Annotated in this window: 14 protein-coding genes; 12 read left to right on the top strand and 2 right to left on the bottom strand. The window is 42.1% G+C overall.

The genetic code is table 11. The annotated features are described in order from the left end of the window. Positions 1-78: 78 nt before the first annotated feature. From HC179_RS12935 to spo0A, 3 genes are all read left to right on the top strand, one after another. Entirely contained in the window at positions 79-249 is a 171-nt protein-coding gene (locus tag HC179_RS12935) for a hypothetical protein (protein WP_168864620.1), read from the top strand. Between the two features lie 707 nt (positions 250-956). Then, a complete protein-coding gene (gene spoIVB, locus HC179_RS12930) occupies positions 957-2,252 on the top strand; it encodes a SpoIVB peptidase (protein WP_168864674.1) in 1,296 nt (431 codons plus the stop codon). Between the two features lie 272 nt (positions 2,253-2,524). Continuing rightward, positions 2,525-3,316 carry a sporulation transcription factor Spo0A gene (spo0A, locus tag HC179_RS12925; protein ID WP_168864673.1) on the top strand — a complete coding sequence of 264 codons (792 nt, stop codon included), beginning with the start codon at positions 2,525-2,527 and terminating at the stop codon, positions 3,314-3,316. Positions 3,317-3,408: 92 nt separating this feature from the next. On the opposite strand, the gene HC179_RS12920 is transcribed toward spo0A, so the two are convergent. After that, complete coding sequence (locus HC179_RS12920; RefSeq protein WP_168864672.1) at positions 3,409-3,564, bottom strand: YycC family protein; 156 nt, start codon at positions 3,562-3,564, stop codon at positions 3,409-3,411. A 93-nt stretch (positions 3,565-3,657) separates the two neighbouring features. Here HC179_RS12920 and HC179_RS12915 point away from each other — a divergent pair, with 93 nt between their 5' ends. Beyond that, on the top strand, positions 3,658-4,383 hold the full coding sequence (locus HC179_RS12915; protein ID WP_168864671.1) for a glycerophosphodiester phosphodiesterase: 726 nt from the start codon (positions 3,658-3,660) through the stop codon (positions 4,381-4,383). 25 nt (positions 4,384-4,408) lie between these two features. Here HC179_RS12915 and HC179_RS12910 read toward each other — a convergent pair whose 3' ends face one another. After that, positions 4,409-4,651: a DUF2627 domain-containing protein gene (locus HC179_RS12910; protein WP_148988147.1), complete on the bottom strand. Its 243-nt coding sequence runs from the start codon at positions 4,649-4,651 to the stop codon at positions 4,409-4,411. Positions 4,652-4,833: 182 nt separating this feature from the next. Between HC179_RS12910 and HC179_RS12905 the strand changes: the two genes are divergently transcribed. The 8 genes from HC179_RS12905 (at position 4,834) to HC179_RS12870 (ending at position 15,674) form a co-directional block, all read left to right on the top strand. After that, positions 4,834-6,885: a sigma 54-interacting transcriptional regulator gene (locus tag HC179_RS12905; RefSeq protein ID WP_168864670.1), complete on the top strand. Its 2,052-nt coding sequence runs from the start codon at positions 4,834-4,836 to the stop codon at positions 6,883-6,885. A gap of 135 nt (positions 6,886-7,020) precedes the next feature. Continuing rightward, positions 7,021-7,920: a phosphate butyryltransferase gene (gene yqiS / locus HC179_RS12900; protein WP_168864669.1), complete on the top strand. Its 900-nt coding sequence runs from the start codon at positions 7,021-7,023 to the stop codon at positions 7,918-7,920. 178 nt (positions 7,921-8,098) lie between these two features. Next, complete coding sequence (bcd, locus tag HC179_RS12895) at positions 8,099-9,202, top strand: branched-chain amino acid dehydrogenase (RefSeq protein ID WP_088018743.1); 1,104 nt, start codon at positions 8,099-8,101, stop codon at positions 9,200-9,202. A gap of 75 nt (positions 9,203-9,277) precedes the next feature. Next, positions 9,278-10,405, top strand: a complete 1,128-nt coding sequence (buk, locus tag HC179_RS12890; protein ID WP_205825323.1) for a butyrate kinase — start codon at positions 9,278-9,280, stop codon at positions 10,403-10,405. A gap of 16 nt (positions 10,406-10,421) precedes the next feature. Continuing rightward, positions 10,422-11,846 carry a dihydrolipoyl dehydrogenase gene (gene lpdA, locus HC179_RS12885; protein WP_168864668.1) on the top strand — a complete coding sequence of 475 codons (1,425 nt, stop codon included), beginning with the start codon at positions 10,422-10,424 and terminating at the stop codon, positions 11,844-11,846. A 275-nt stretch (positions 11,847-12,121) separates the two neighbouring features. After that, complete coding sequence (locus HC179_RS12880) at positions 12,122-13,114, top strand: thiamine pyrophosphate-dependent dehydrogenase E1 component subunit alpha (protein WP_168864667.1); 993 nt, start codon at positions 12,122-12,124, stop codon at positions 13,112-13,114. A gap of 12 nt (positions 13,115-13,126) precedes the next feature. Continuing rightward, positions 13,127-14,110 (top strand): alpha-ketoacid dehydrogenase subunit beta, encoded by a 984-nt coding sequence (locus HC179_RS12875; protein ID WP_060666307.1) that lies wholly within the window; start codon positions 13,127-13,129, stop codon positions 14,108-14,110. 220 nt (positions 14,111-14,330) lie between these two features. Further along, positions 14,331-15,674 carry a dihydrolipoamide acetyltransferase family protein gene (locus tag HC179_RS12870; protein ID WP_168864666.1) on the top strand — a complete coding sequence of 448 codons (1,344 nt, stop codon included), beginning with the start codon at positions 14,331-14,333 and terminating at the stop codon, positions 15,672-15,674. Positions 15,675-15,917: the final 243 nt, after the last annotated feature.

Below are 15,917 nucleotides of genomic sequence, written 5' to 3'. Positions count from 1 at the left end.
AGAGGAGAAAGGTTCTCATCGCCGATATGAAGACCTGAATGACGATGAAGTAAGAGGAGAGAGGTCCTCATCGCCCTTATGAAGACCTCAGTGATGAGGAAAAAGGAGAAGAGAAGTCCTCATCGCCTAAATGAAGATCTTAATGACGAGGAAAGTGGAGGAGAGAAGTCCTCACCCCAATATGAAGACCTTTGTGAGGAGAAAAAGGTTCTTATCGTCGATATGAAGACCTCAATGACGATGAAATAAGAGAAGAGAAGTCCTCATCGCCCTTATGAAGACCTCAGTGACGAAGAAGTAAGAGAAGCGAGGTCCTCATCGCCGATATGAAGACCTGAATGACGATGAAATAAGAGAAGAGAAGTCCTCATCACCAATATGAAGACCTTAATGACGAGGAAAAAGGAGAAGCGAGGTCCTCATCGCCCTTATGAACACCTCAGTGACGAGGAAAAAGGATCAGAGAAGTCCTCATCGTCGATATGAAAACCTTGACCACATAGAAATTTCATTGAAATGGTCAAAGATTAAGTGCAAAGGCAATATCCGGCCAAGGCTGATATATCAAAGCTATGCCAAAAGCGAGAAACATCCCAAGAGTAGAGATTAAAATCTTACTTGTGACGTGGTTTTCGGTCGTGATAGCGATTTTGCACTATTGGTTTTGTTCTAGAATACAAAAACTTCAGTCATCTATTGAAAATCTTCGGACATTTGCCCTGGCGCTACTTAAAAAGCGAAATCATGCGAAGCGACGACTCCAAAGCCGACCCATATTTACAAAATATTCCCCATCCCTACTCCCAATTATTATCCCCATTCCCCTCAAATAACATAACTATCCATAAAGGGTAGCATTTAAATTAATATCGTTGTTATAAATGTAGCCTGACAAGGCAAAATTAAATAATGTAGCCATGAATGGTGTGGGATAGGACCGAGGAGAGTGAAAATGTTTGAGAGAAGATATATTTAGAAAAATTGTTGGTGTATTTCTCCTTGTTTCAGTCATGGTATTATGTGTAAGTCAACCATTTAAAGAGTATGTCCAAATCCCAAATAAAATAACGATGTTTGAAGGACAAGGATTACATTTCCAGTCATCTGTTCCAGTGACTGCCAAAGTAAATGAAGATTCTTCCTCCTCTCTCGGGATTGAGGCAACCGATAAAACGTTAGCATTTCAAGGCAAACAGGCTGGAGAAGGTCAGGTTGTTCTACAACTGGCAGGAATCCCAGTCAAGAAAGTCAATGTAGATGTCATACCTGAATATAAAGTGTATCCTGGTGGTCAATCAATCGGCGTCAAGTTAAATACCTTAGGTGTATTGGTAGTAGGTCATCACCAAGTGGACACAGAAGATGGAAAAAAATCGCCTGGAGAGATAGCGGGCATTCAGGTTGGCGATATCATCACAAAGATAAATGGGAAAACCATTGAACAAATGAGTGACGTTGCTCCATTCGTACAAGAGTCCGGAAAAACCGGAAATCCCCTTGATGTTGTCATCACACGTGAAAAAGAAACCATTGAGACGAAACTTATTCCTTTAAAAGACAAGCAAGAAAGTTCCTTTAGAATTGGATTATATATACGGGATTCAGCAGCGGGTATTGGAACCATGACATTTTATGACCCCATCACCATGAAATATGGAGCATTAGGTCATGTAATATCAGATATGGATACAAAAAAACCAATCATTGTCCAAGATGGGCAAATCGTAAGGTCTACAGTAACTTCCATTGATAAAGGTAGTAACGGTGTTCCGGGTGAAAAGCTTGCACGATTTTCAAGCGATCGTTCGGCCATTGGTGATATCTCAAGGAATAGTCCGTTCGGTATTTTTGGTACCTTGCATAAAGATATCGAAAATGGCATTATGGACAAAGCTTTGCCAATCGCATTATCTTCTGAGGTGAAGGAAGGCCCTGCCAAGATTTTGACGGTGGTCGAAGGGGATAAGGTTGAAGAGTTTGATGTAGAAGTTCTGAGTAGCATTCCACAGAAATTCCCAGCCACCAAGGGGATGGTCATAAAGATTACGGACCCAGCCCTTTTGGAAAAAACAGGGGGGATCGTTCAAGGAATGAGTGGAAGTCCTATCATACAAAACGGCAAAGTGATTGGTGCGGTTACACATGTATTCGTTAATGACCCTACAAGCGGTTATGGTGTTCATATCGAATGGATGCTGAATGAAGCGGGAATTGATATTTATCAAAAAGACAAAGAGAAGAAAGTGGGCTAAGGCAGCTCACTTTTTTTCTTTTGTTTTGCTTAAAATTACGTTAAAATAAAAATGGTAAAGATTATTCGACATATTATCCAATAAATGTAACATAATGCGGTTCGCGTCGAATTTAAGAGTATTCTGGAGAAAAATAAAGATTTTATATAATTTTTACGGTTTTTTAAATTTTTTAAAGGAAAAGAGGTTGCATTGTCGAATTTAACATTTAGAATAAAATTTAAGACTTAATGCTTTATGAAAGTATAGGGACTGAGGAGGAAACTAGTTATATGAAAATTAAAGTATGTGTTGTAGGTGACAACCGCGAATTGGTCGGTCTATTGGAAGAGTATATTTCAGCGCAAGAGGACATGGAAGTTGTAGGGGTAGCTCACAATGGTCAAGAGTGTCTTCAGTTGCTTCAAGATAAAAATCCAGATGTGTTAGTACTCGACATCATTATGCCTCACCTAGATGGCTTAGGAGTACTTGAAAAAATGCGTGGCTTAAACTTAGAAAAATCTCCTAACGTTATTATGTTGACAGCTTTTGGACAGGAAGATGTGACAAAGAAAGCGGTAGACTTGGGAGCTTCCTATTTTATTTTAAAGCCATTTGATATGGAAAATCTAGTGAGCAACATTCGTCAAGTGAGTGGAAAAGCTTCACCAATCCTTAAGAGATCGAGTTCATCATCTGTTCGTTCCTCCAGCCCAGAACCTAAAGGTAGAAATCTTGATGCAAACATTACAAGTATCATTCATGAAATTGGAGTGCCTGCTCACATCAAAGGTTACCTATACTTACGCGAAGCAATTTCCATGGTGTACAATGATATCGAATTATTGGGCTCCATCACAAAGGTCCTTTATCCTGATATCGCGAAAAAATACAATACAACAGCGAGCCGTGTAGAGCGTGCCATCCGCCATGCGATTGAAGTCGCCTGGTCACGTGGTAATATTGACAGCATTTCTTCTTTGTTCGGTTATACAGTATCAATGTCAAAAGCCAAACCTACGAATAGTGAGTTCATTGCGATGGTTGCGGATAAGTTAAGACTGGAGCACAGAGCTTCTTGAGAGGGTAAGATATAAAGTAGCAGCAAAATAAAAACCCAACATGCAATTTGTATGTTGGGTTTCTTTATGTTACATATATCAAAAAAGTAGGATTACTCATTATTGCTGTTATTAGATTCATTTCGCTCTAATTCTACAAGCTTTTGAATAAGGATATGTTGCGGAAGATGCATGACTTGTTCAATAGGCACATCTAAAGCCTCAGCAAGTTTTTGAGCGGTTTCAGCGGAAATTTGTAATGGGCGCATTCTGTTCACCTCGCTTCATTTAAAAATTTTACTAAATAATACGTTCGTTTACAATTATTTCTGACAAGATTGAAGTAGAAAGGTGTGTAAAAAATGACGAAAATTTTTGGTCATAGGGGATCAGCGGGTACTCATCCGGAAAATACGATGATCAGCTTTGAACAAGCATATAAAGACGGAGCAGATGGGATTGAATTAGATGTTCAATTAAGCAAAGACGGCATTCCTGTTGTCATACATGATGAAAAAGTGAATCGAACAACAGACAGCAAAGGCTTTGTACAAGATTTAACATTAAATGAATTAAAGAAATTAAACGCTCTACATAAATTTAAAAAGCAATACAAACATGCGGAAATCCCTACATTGGAAGAAGTGATGGAGTGGGCTTCAAGAAAGCAGACGATTGTGAATATAGAACTGAAAAACAGCATTCTTCCATATGCTGGCATGGAGGAGAAAGTCCTTGATTTAGTAGAAAAATATAAGATGGCTCACCTGGTAATCTTCTCAAGCTTTAATCACTACAGTATCGCTCGATTGAATACGTTAGCGCCAAACATAGAAAAAGCTGTTTTGTATATGGAAGGAATCTATAAACCGTGGGATTATACAAAATGGGTTGGGGGAAGCGGTATTCATCCTCATATTAAGGCAGCAACTACTAGTATCATTCAGCGCTCTCAACATGCGGGAGTACCTGTCAGGCCTTTTACGGTCAATGATGAAAAAGTCATGAATAGATTGTTCAAAGAAGGGTGTGCAGGATTCTTCACGGATTATCCGAAGAAGGCTGTACAGTTAAAATATCAAAATTAAACCGGCTGCTCTGCAGCCGGTTTTCTTATTTCTCTCTCTTTTGGAACCGTTTTTGAACATTGTTCCGCTTGCGGTCTCTGTGAAAAATGAAACCAGCGACAAACCATAATCCCACTAAAAAAAATAGAAATCCGATAATGAATTGTAAGGTTAAAGAGGGGATTAATGGGTGTGCAATATTAAATACCATGTCACGCATCAATTTTATTCCATATACAGCTATGATTCCTGGAATCAATAAAATAATTAAAGCAATTATTCGTTGCATATCAATTGTTGGCCTCACTTTCAAAGCTTTCGGTTTCCATTATAGCAGAAAATACCTTGCATAGAAGAGTAAAAACTATTAAGATAAAAGTGTGCAAGAAATTTCATACCTTTTATAGAAGACTGTGAATTTTCTTTCAATTTGGCAAGAGAATATATGTAACAGGTGTAGAGGGGTTTTTTATGCAGACAGTATTAGTAGTTGGTGCTGGTAAAGGTGGTTCTGCGATATTAAAAATGTTAACGCATTCAGGAATGTTCCATTTGCTGGCTGTTGTTGATATCAACCAGGCGGCACCTGGCTTGGAGCTTGCAAAAGACATGGGGATTACAGTCGGGAGAGATTGGAAAGATTTCTTATCTGAGAAGGTAGACATCATTATTGAAGCGACTGGTTCGGACGAGGTATTTCGTGAGATTCGTGAGGCGAAGAACCCGAGAACGGTTCTTGTTCCTGGAACGGTAGCTCACATAACAGCAACTTTGGTGGAAGAAAAAGAAGAACTGATTGCAAAAATGAAATATGAATCCCACAAACGCGACCTCATATTTAATCTACTACATGATGGTTTGATGGTGGTTGATCAACACGGTAAGGTTATCATCTACAATAAAAGTGCTGAAAAAATAGTAGGAATAAAAAAAGCGCATATGCTTGGTCAACATATCTTGGAAAATGTTCCAACAAGCAGACTGCAAGATGTGATACATACGCAAAAAGTAGAAAAAAACAAAGAAATGCTACTTGAAAACGGTAAAAAAATCATCACTACAAGATCTCCTCTCATTGATGAAGATGGAAGGGTAATTGGAGCCTTTGCTGTTTTCAAGGACATCACAGAAGTTATGAACCTTGCAGAAGAAGTGACAAACCTAAAAGGTATTCAGACTATGCTTGAAGCAATCATTCAGTCGTCTGATGAAGCGATTTCCGTGGTAGATGAATTTGGCAGGGGGTTGATGATAAATCCTGCATACTCGAGGTTGACTGGACTTGAAGAACAACAAATAATTGGTAAGCCTGCAACAGCAGATATTTATGAAGGTGACAGTATGCATATGAAGGTACTGGAAACGAGAAGAGCTGTTCGTGGTGTGAACTTAAAAGTAGGTCCGTCAAAAAAAGAAGTCATTGTAAACGTCGCTCCAATAATAGTGGATGGTAAGTTAAAAGGGAGTGTCGGTGTTATCCATGATGTCTCCGAAATACAGACGCTTACCACTGAGTTAGACCGGGCAAGACAGATTATCAGAACGCTCGAAGCGAAGTATTCTTTTGAGGATATCATCGGATCTTCTGAAGAGATGAGCCTTGCCATTGAACAAGCAAAACTTGGCGCGAAAACACCAGCAACTGTTTTATTGCGAGGTGAGTCCGGCACGGGGAAAGAACTTTTTGCCCATGCTATCCATAACGCAAGCAGTCGCAAATATAACAAATTTATCAGAGTTAATTGTGCTGCCCTTTCTGAATCTTTATTGGAAAGTGAATTGTTCGGTTATGAAGAAGGTGCATTTTCTGGTGCCAAGCGAGGCGGGAAAAAAGGGCTTTTTGAAGAAGCGAATAACGGTAGTATTTTCCTAGATGAGATTGGAGAATTATCTGCCAATACTCAAGCAAAACTATTAAGGGTTCTACAAGAAAATGAAATCATACGCGTAGGTGGAACAAAAGCAATTACCATTAACGTCAGAGTGATTGCTGCCACGAATGTTAATCTTGAAAAAGGGATTGCAGACGGGTCATTCCGTGAGGATCTTTATTATCGTTTAAATAGAATGCCTATACACATTCCCCCGCTTCGTAAAAGAAAAGAAGATATAGAAGCGCTAAGTGAACATCTTATAAGAAAAATAAATCAAGATTACGGTAGAAATGTGGAAGGGTTAACTCCACGAGCCATCAATCACCTTGCTGCCTACGAATGGCCAGGCAATGTGAGGGAGCTTGAAAATGTTCTGGGACGAGCCATTATTTTTATGAAATTTAATGAAGTGTTTATCGACATGGAACATATTCCGGACTTGGCTACCAGCGGCGACAAAGCAGTGCAGGATTCAGCTGAAACAGTCACTAGTGATTACACTTTAGCAGAAATGCTGGAAGGGTATGAAGCGAAAATAATTCAAAAGATATTGAAGAAGAATAAAGGTAACAAAACAAAGACTGCTAAAGAGCTGGGAGTGTCGATTAGAAATCTTTATTACAAAATGGAGAAATTCATGATTGAATAATGTTGCATGCAAAAAACTGCACAGTATGAAAAATGTTGCTTGGTGAAAAGCGGTAAAATAAAGCGTTTTCACAAAAAACGAGTTGGCACGTTTCTTGCATAGATAATATTGGAGTAGAAAGGAAGGGTTGAGAAAATGAAACTAGAGGAACTTATCACCAAAGCAACCCAGCTCACTTCTAAAGTGGTAGCAATTGCAGCAGCCGAAGATGAAGAAGTGATCGAAGCGGTTTCTCATGCCTTAAACAAGCAGTTGGCTTCCTTTATACTGTTTGGACATGAGGAGAAAATACTAGCATTACTGAAAGAACACAATGTGGATGCATCACACCATGCACTGAAAATTGTTTCTGCTGATGGTGCTAAGAAGGCATCAGAACTTGCTGTAAAAGCTGTTTCAAGCGGCGAAGCGGATGTGCTGATGAAAGGAAATGTCCCAACAGCAACCATTCTTAAAGAAGTGTTAAACAAAGAGTATGGTTTGCGTACGGGGAATGTGTTATCCCATGTTGCCGCATTTGAAGTGCCGGGTTATGAACAATTAATATTTGTAACTGATGCAGCAATGAATGTGGCACCAGATCTTCAACAAAAAGTGCAGATTGTTCAAAACTCTGTTCAGGTGGCAAGAGCGCTAGGGATTGAACTCCCGAAAGTTGCGCCACTCGCTGCTGTTGAGGTAGTGAACCCAGCGATGCAAGCTACGGTGGATGCAGCACTTCTTACACAAATGAATAATAGAGGTCAAATAAAAGACTGCCTCATTGATGGCCCACTAGCATTGGATAACGCAGTATCAGCACTTGCTGCTGAGCACAAGGGAATTCAAAGTGACGTGGCAGGACAAGCGGACATCCTGTTTGTTCCGACCATTGAAGTTGGAAATGTCTTATATAAATCATTAATCTACTTTGCAAAAGCAAAAGTCGGAGCAATCATTGCCGGCGCAAAAGCACCGATTGTGTTAACATCCAGAGCTGACTCAGCAGAGAGTAAACTAAACTCACTAGCCCTTGCGGTTTGTTCTGTGAAATAAATCAAAGTTCATAAAAAACATAGCTACTGATTGGAGAAAAAGGCGGAGACCCCACAGGCGAAGCTGAGGAGATTCTCGTCAGCCCCTAGGAAAGCGAAGCCTTTATCGGAAATCAACAGCGGTGTAGAGCAAATTCTAAAACTAAAAATCATTTACTATCTTGGGGAGGAATTTTATCATGGAAATTTTCAAATATATGGAGACTTACGACTACGAACAACTGGTGATCTGCCAAGACAAACAATCAGGACTTAAAGCAATCATAGCTATCCACGATACAACACTTGGGCCAGCACTTGGTGGAACACGCATGTGGACTTATGCAAATGAGGGTGCAGCGATTGAAGATGCACTTCGTCTTGCAAAAGGGATGACTTACAAAAACGCTGCAGCTGGATTGAACCTTGGTGGAGGTAAAACAGTTATCATTGGTGACCCACGCACTGACAAAAACGAAGAAATGTTCCGTGCTTTCGGCCGTTACATCCAAGGATTAAACGGACGCTACATCACTGCAGAAGATGTTGGTACAACTGTAGCAGACATGGACTTGATTTATGAAGAGACAGACTATGTAACAGGCGTATCACCTGCATTCGGTTCTTCCGGTAACCCATCTCCTGTAACAGCATTTGGAGTGTACCGCGGAATGAAAGCTGCAGCGAAAGAAGCATTTGGTACAGATTCATTAGAAGGAAAAGTTGTAGCTGTTCAAGGTGTAGGTAACGTGGCATTCAACCTTTGCCGTCATCTTCACGAAGAAGGTGCTCAGCTTATCGTAACAGATATCAATAAAGAAGCTGTTAACCGTGCAGTTGAAGAGTTCGGTGCAAGAGCAGTAGACATCAACGACATCTACAGTGTAGACTGCGACATCTATGCACCATGTGCACTTGGAGCAACAATCAATGACGAAACGATTCCTCAATTGAAAGCAAAAGTTATCGCTGGTGCAGCTAATAACCAGTTGCTTGATACAAAACACGGAGATATCATCCATGAAATGGGTATCGTTTATGCTCCTGACTATGTAATCAATGCTGGTGGTGTTATTAACGTAGCGGATGAGCTATACGGTTACAACCGTGAGCGTGCAATGAAAAAAGTAGAAGGAATCTACGACAACATTGAGAGAGTTATTGAAATTGCAAAACGTGACGGTATCCCAACATACCGTGCGGCAGATCGTCTTGCTGAAGAGCGTATTGAAAGAATGAAAAATTCTCGTAGTCAATTTTTACAAAATGGACATCATATTTTAAGCCGTCGTAACGGACGCTAATATAAACAAATATTAAGTTTCTCAGAAGGGGCAAACGGGGTGATGATGAATTCTCTCGTTTGCCGTCCGTCTGAAATGGAGGTTTCAACAGTGTTAGAAAAGGAATATCGCATACTTGTCATCAATCCAGGATCCACATCAACGAAAATCGGCGTATTTGATAATGAACGTTCTGTATTTGAAAAAACATTACGTCACGATAGCGAAACGATTAATTCCTTTGCAAGTATCTATGATCAATATGAATTTAGAAAAACGACCATTCTTGAGACATTAGATCAAGAAGGGATCAACATTTCCAAACTTAGTGCAGTATGTGGTCGCGGTGGACTTCTACGTCCAATCGAAGGGGGAACATACTCTGTTAATAAAGAAATGTTACATGATTTGAAGATAGGTTTTGCTGGTCAGCATGCATCTAATCTTGGTGGAATCATCGCCTATGAAATAGCTACAGGGTTGAATATCCCATCTTTTATCGTTGACCCGGTGGTAGTGGACGAACTGTCTGACATCGCTCGTATTTCAGGATTCTCTCTAATCGAGCGCAAAAGTATTTTCCACGCCTTGAATCAAAAGGCCGTTGCACGCAGGGTAGCCAAAGATCTTGGTAAAAAATACGAAGATCTGAACCTGATTGTCACGCACATGGGTGGAGGTATCACAGTGGGGACACACGTTGGAGGCCGAGTTGTCGATGTGAATAACGGTCTTCATGGAGACGGCCCGTTCAGTCCAGAACGTGCTGGAACAGTTCCAGCTGGTGATCTTGTATCACTATGTTTCTCTGGTGACTATTATCGTGATGAAATAATGAAGAAGCTAGTAGGACAAGGAGGCCTTGTTGGTTACCTTGGAACCAATGATGCAGTGAAAGTCGAACAAATGATTGAAGCAGGCGATGAAAAGGCCGCTTTAGTATATGATGCAATGGCTTATCAGGTTGCCAAGGAAATCGGATCAGCAAGTGCAGTACTGGCAGGGAAAGTAGATGCCATCATTTTGACAGGTGGACTAGCCTACGGAAAAGGGTTTGTAAAACAGATCTCCGAGCGCATTAGCTGGATTGCAGACGTCATTGTACAACCAGGCGAAAATGAATTACAAGCTCTTACAGAAGGAGCACTTCGCGTATTACGTGGGGAAGAAGAAGCAAAAGAATACCCTGGTACGGTCGTAGACACAAAAGTAGTACAGAGCTAGAAGGGAGCAAGGAATAATGGCACAAGAATATGATTTAGTCATCCTAGGTGGCGGAACAGGCGGGTATGTCGCGGCTATTCGTGCATCTCAACTTGGCTTAAAGACAGCAGTAGTAGAAAAGAAGAAAATCGGCGGAACATGCCTTCATGCAGGATGTATCCCAAGTAAAGCATTACTTCGCAGTGCAGAAGTGTTTGCGCAAACAAAGAACAGTGAAGAGTTCGGCGTAATCTCAGGAGAAGTGAAACTAGACTTCTTCAAAGTGCAAGAACGCAAACAAAAAATCATCGACCAGCTTCACGGTGGTGTGCAACACCTAATGAAGCAAGGTAAAATCGATGTGTTTTACGGAACAGGGCGTATCTTAGGACCTTCTATTTTCTCTCCAATGCCAGGAACAATCTCCGTTGAGTTTGAAAATGGTGATGAGAATGAAATGCTAATCCCTAAGAACGTAATTGTGGCAACGGGATCTCGTCCACGTTCTCTACCTGGACTTGAAATTGATGGGGCACAAGTAATGACTTCTGATGAAGCATTATCACTAGAAGAACTTCCTAAATCAATTATCATCGTTGGTGGAGGAGTAATCGGTATTGAATGGGCGTCCATGCTAGATGACTTCGGCGTAGAGGTAACAGTACTAGAGTATGCTGATCGCGTACTGCCAACAGAAGATAAAGAAGTTTCCAAAGAAATGCAACGTTTGTTGAAAAAGCGTGGCATTAAAGTGGTAACTAGTGCGAAGGTTCTACCAGAAACTTTAGAAAAAGCTGAAGGTTCGGTTACAATCAAAGCGGAGCATAAAGGAGAAGAGAAATCCTTTACGGCAGAAAAGATGCTAGTATCCGTTGGCCGTCAAGCTAACGTAGAAGGCATTGGCCTTGAAAATACAGACATTCAAGTAGAAAAAGGTTTCATTAATACAAATGACTTTTTCCAAACAAAAGAATCCCACATCTATGCAATTGGTGATGTTATCGGTGGTTTACAGCTTGCACACGTTGCTTCACACGAAGGAATTGTCGCAGTGGAGCATATGGCAAATGAAAATCCTGCGCCAATCGATTATTCCATGATTTCAAAATGTGTGTACTCAAGTCCTGAAGTGGCATCTGTCGGATATACAGAAGAAGAAGCAAAAGAAAAAGGCTTCGACGTAAAAACTGGAAAATTCTCCTTCCGAGCAATCGGAAAAGCACTTGTTTATGGTGAATCTGATGGATTTGTGAAACTGGTAGTCAACAAAGAAAACGATGATATCCTAGGCGTTCACATGATTGGACCGCATGTTACAGATATGATTTCTGAAGCTGGCCTTGCGCGCGTCCTTGACGCTACACCATGGGAAATCGGACACACTATCCACCCGCATCCATCCTTGTCTGAAGCTATCGGCGAAGCAGCCCTTGCAGTAGATGGAAAAGCGATACATTCTTAAAAATTGCAAGAAGGAACGTTGATTGAAGCGGAAGGCACGAGACTCCTCGAAAATGCTACGCATTTTCTTCGTGCGATGTCTTGCTGTCGAAGCATTCCTTGTCCTGCGGGAGGAAGGGACATGGGAGACCCCGGAAGGCAAAGCCTGAGGAGGCTCCCGGACCGCCCGCGGAAAGCGAGTGCGTGCAGCGGAAATCAACAGCCTACATCGATATTGATTTAATTGTTAGAGGAGCTACACGCTACCAACTCTCTACATATAGGAGGTAAACTTAAATGGCAGAAAATCGTCACCAAGCTCTAGGGCTTACAGATGAAAATGTACTAGAAATGTTTGAAACAATGTTATTAGCTCGCCGCATCGATGAGCGCATGTGGTTACTTAACCGTGCAGGGAAAATCCCATTCGTAATCTCCTGCCAAGGTCAAGAAGCTGCTCAAGTAGGAGCGGCATTCGCTCTAGATCGCGAAAAAGACTACGTACTACCTTACTACCGTGACATGGGTGTTGTACTTACTTTTGGTATGACAGCAACGGAATTAATGCTTTCCGGTTTCGCAAAAGCAGAAGATCCAAACTCAGGCGGACGTCAAATGCCAGGTCACTTTGGTCAAAAGAAAAACCGCATCGTAACTGGTTCTTCCCCTGTAACAACACAAGTACCACACGCAGTTGGAGTGGCACTTGGTGGCCGTTTAGAAGGGAAAGACCTATGTACGTTCGTAACGTTTGGTGAAGGTTCTTCCAACCAAGGAGACTTCCATGAAGGCGCTAACTATGCAGCAGTTCACAAGCTACCAGTTATCTTCATGTGCGAAAACAACAAATATGCAATTTCTGTTCCTTATGAAAAACAAGTGGCATGTGAGAAAATCTCAGACCGTGCACTAGGATACGGAATGCCTGGTATCACTATTGATGGAAACGACCCGCTTGAAGTGTATGCAGCGGTTAAAGAAGCAGCAGACCGTGGACGTCGTGGCGAAGGGCCTACACTTGTTGAGGCTATCTCCTACCGTCTGACTCCTCACTCCAGTGATGACGACGATCGTGCATACCGTGAGCGTGACGAAGTGGCAGCAGCAAAAGCGAATGACCCAATCATCAGCTTTGCAGCTTACTTAAAAGAGGCTGGCGTGTTAACAGATGAAAAAGAAAAAGAAATTAACGATAAAATTGCAAAAGAAGTAAACGAAGCAACAGAATACGCAGAAAATGCTCCATATGCAGATGCAGAATCCGCAATGAAGCATGTCTACGCAGAGTAAGGGGGAACCATCATGGCAGTTATTTCTTATATAGATGCAGTAACAATGGCCATCCGTGAAGAGATGGAACGTGATTCCAAAGTATTTGTACTTGGGGAAGACGTAGGAAGAAAAGGTGGAGTATTCAAAGCGACTACCGGCCTTTATGATCAATTCGGTGAAGATAAAGTTATCGACACACCTCTGGCAGAATCAGCTATCGCAGGTGTAGCAATCGGTGCAGCAATGTATGGAATGCGTCCAATCGCAGAAATGCAGTTCGCGGATTTCATCATGCCTGCAGTTAACCAAATTATCTCCGAAGCGGCTAAAATCCGTTACCGTTCCAACAACGACTGGACTTGTCCACTTGTTGTACGCGCGCCATACGGCGGAGGAGTTCACGGTGCACTTTACCACTCCCAATCTGTAGAAGCAGTTTTTGCAAACCAACCTGGTCTTAAAATTGTCATGCCTTCAACTCCTTATGATGTAAAAGGATTATTGAAAGCGGCAATCCGTGACGAAGATCCAGTTCTATTCTTCGAGCACAAGCGTGCATACCGTCTAATCAAAGGCGAAGTACCAACAGATGATTACGTCCTTCCAATCGGTAAAGCCGACGTAAAACGTGAAGGAGAAGACATCACAGTTATCACGTACGGTCTATGTGTACACTTTGCACTACAAGCTGCTGAGCGTCTTGCACAAGACGGAATCTCCGCACACATCCTTGACTTGCGTACGGTTTACCCGCTTGATAAGGAAGCAATCGTGGAAGCTGCTTCCAAAACAGGAAAAGTACTTCTACTTACTGAAGATACAAAAGAAGGAAGCATCATGAGTGAAGTATCTGCCATCATTGCAGAAAACTGCTTATTCGACCTTGACGCACCAATCATGCGTCTTGCTGGACCAGACGTCCCTGCAATGCCATATGCACCAACGATGGAAAAATACTTCATGGTTAACCCAGACAAAGTAGAAAAAGCGATGCGTGAGCTAGCTCAATACTAATACCTGAATTTTTAAGTAGACGAGTGAACGAATGGTAATGTTGATTTCCTTGCAGTTGATCGTAGTGGAAGGAGTTTGACTCCTGCGGGAGGAAGGGATAGGGGAGACCCCGGAAGGCGTAGCCTGAGGAGGCTCCCGGCCGCCCGCGGAAAGCAAGCTCCTGGAACGGAGATTAACTGCAGATTTCAACAGAGCCCACCGATTAAAGGAGGTTCTCATCATGGCAGTAGAAAAAATTACAATGCCACAGCTTGGAGAAAGCGTAACGGAAGGAACAATCAGCCGCTGGATCGTAAGTGTAGGCGACAAAGTAAACAAATACGACCCTCTAGCAGAGGTCATGACTGATAAAGTTAACGCAGAAATCCCTTCTTCTTTTACAGGGACAATCAAGGAACTTGTAGCAGAAGACGGTGACACACTAGCAGTAGGGGAAATCATCTGCTATATCGAAACAGAAGGTGGCGGAGAAGCAGAAGCAACTGCTGACGCACCAAAAGAGGAAAGTGCACCTGCACCTTCAGCGAAATCAGAAGCACCAACAGCACCAGCTGTAGAAGATGATGCAGACGCGCCAAACAAACGTCGCTACTCTCCAGCGGTTCTTCGTCTTGCACAAGAAAACAATGTAGATCTTGAGCAAGTAAAAGGAAGCGGCGCAGGCGGACGTATTACAAGAAAAGACATCCAAGCGGTGATCGATTCCGGTAACATTCCAACTGCAGATTCTAAACCGGCAGCTACTCAAGCTCCAGCAGCGGAAGCTCCAAAGGCGGCGCCTGCAGCACCAGCGGCTCCATCTGCACCGGCAGCAGCAAGTGCACCAAAAGCAGCTCAACCTGTAAACGTACCAGTGGAAGCAGGCGACATCGAAATCCCTGTAACAGGTGTACGTAAAGCAATCGCTGCAAACATGCTACGCAGCAAGCACGAAGCGCCACATGCTTGGACGATGATCGAAGTGGACGCGACAAACCTTGTAGAATACCGCAACTCCTTGAAGAGCGAGTTCAAGAAAAAAGAAGGCTACAACCTAACTTTCTTCGCATTCTTCGTAAAAGCGGTAGCGCAAGCATTGAAAGAATTCCCACAAATCAATTCCATGTGGGCAGGCGACAAAATCGTTCAAAAGAAAGACATCAATATTTCAATCGCCGTTGCAACAGATGACGCACTTTATGTGCCGGTTATCCGCAACGCTGATGAAAAGACAATCAAAGGCATTGCTCGTGAAATTACAGATCTTGCAAACAAAGTTCGTGCTGGTAAATTAACATCTGCAGAGATGCAAGGTGGAACATTTACTGTCAACAACACTGGTTCATTCGGTTCTGTACAATCACAAGGTATCATTAACTACCCACAAGCAGCCATCCTGCAAGTGGAATCCATCGTGAAACGTCCAGTAGTCATGGACCACGGTATGATCGCTGTTCGCGACATGGTGAACCTATGTATGTCTCTTGACCACCGTGTACTTGATGGTCTTGTATGCGGACGCTTCCTAGCTCGCGTTAAAGAAATCATTGAGAAAATGTCTAAAGAGAATACGTCTATTTATTAATAGGTAAGGTGTTTGTGGAAACCGATAAGGTCCTTCTTAAGGGAGGGCTTTGTCGGTTTTTTGTGTTCGCCTGATTACTTTTGAAAATCGCCCGTATAATCAAATTATCGCCCGATTGCAGTCCAAAATCGCCCGCAAATTTTAATTTTCGCCCGTTTCTACGTAATATCGCCCGAAAAACCTCCAAAATCGCCCGAAAAGTTTTGATCGCCATTTCGGCCAGACGTTTTTTATTTTAAATGT

The sequence above is a fragment of the Bacillus sp. RO1 genome, from assembly GCF_012524115.1.
GTDB lineage: Bacteria > Bacillota > Bacilli > Bacillales > Bacillaceae_I > Sutcliffiella_A.
The sequence above is the reverse complement of the archived record's forward strand: the minus strand, read 5'-3'. Positions and strand labels throughout refer to the sequence as shown.

Coding starts and splice junctions, on each gene's coding strand:
- buk (WP_205825323.1), top strand. CDS start 9,278: ATGGAGGTTTCAACAGTGTTAGAAAAGGAATATCGCATACTTGTCATC.
- HC179_RS12875 (WP_060666307.1), top strand. CDS start 13,127: ATGGCAGTTATTTCTTATATAGATGCAGTAACAATGGCCATCCGTGAA.
- yqiS (WP_168864669.1), top strand. CDS start 7,021: ATGAAACTAGAGGAACTTATCACCAAAGCAACCCAGCTCACTTCTAAA.
- lpdA (WP_168864668.1), top strand. CDS start 10,422: ATGGCACAAGAATATGATTTAGTCATCCTAGGTGGCGGAACAGGCGGG.
- HC179_RS12880 (WP_168864667.1), top strand. CDS start 12,122: ATGGCAGAAAATCGTCACCAAGCTCTAGGGCTTACAGATGAAAATGTA.
- HC179_RS12910 (WP_148988147.1), bottom strand. CDS start 4,651: ATGCAACGAATAATTGCTTTAATTATTTTATTGATTCCAGGAATCATA.
- HC179_RS12915 (WP_168864671.1), top strand. CDS start 3,658: ATGACGAAAATTTTTGGTCATAGGGGATCAGCGGGTACTCATCCGGAA.
- bcd (WP_088018743.1), top strand. CDS start 8,099: ATGGAAATTTTCAAATATATGGAGACTTACGACTACGAACAACTGGTG.
- spo0A (WP_168864673.1), top strand. CDS start 2,525: ATGAAAATTAAAGTATGTGTTGTAGGTGACAACCGCGAATTGGTCGGT.
- HC179_RS12920 (WP_168864672.1), bottom strand. CDS start 3,564: ATGCGCCCATTACAAATTTCCGCTGAAACCGCTCAAAAACTTGCTGAG.
- HC179_RS12870 (WP_168864666.1), top strand. CDS start 14,331: ATGGCAGTAGAAAAAATTACAATGCCACAGCTTGGAGAAAGCGTAACG.
- HC179_RS12935 (WP_168864620.1), top strand. CDS start 79: ATGAAGACCTCAGTGATGAGGAAAAAGGAGAAGAGAAGTCCTCATCGC.
- HC179_RS12905 (WP_168864670.1), top strand. CDS start 4,834: ATGCAGACAGTATTAGTAGTTGGTGCTGGTAAAGGTGGTTCTGCGATA.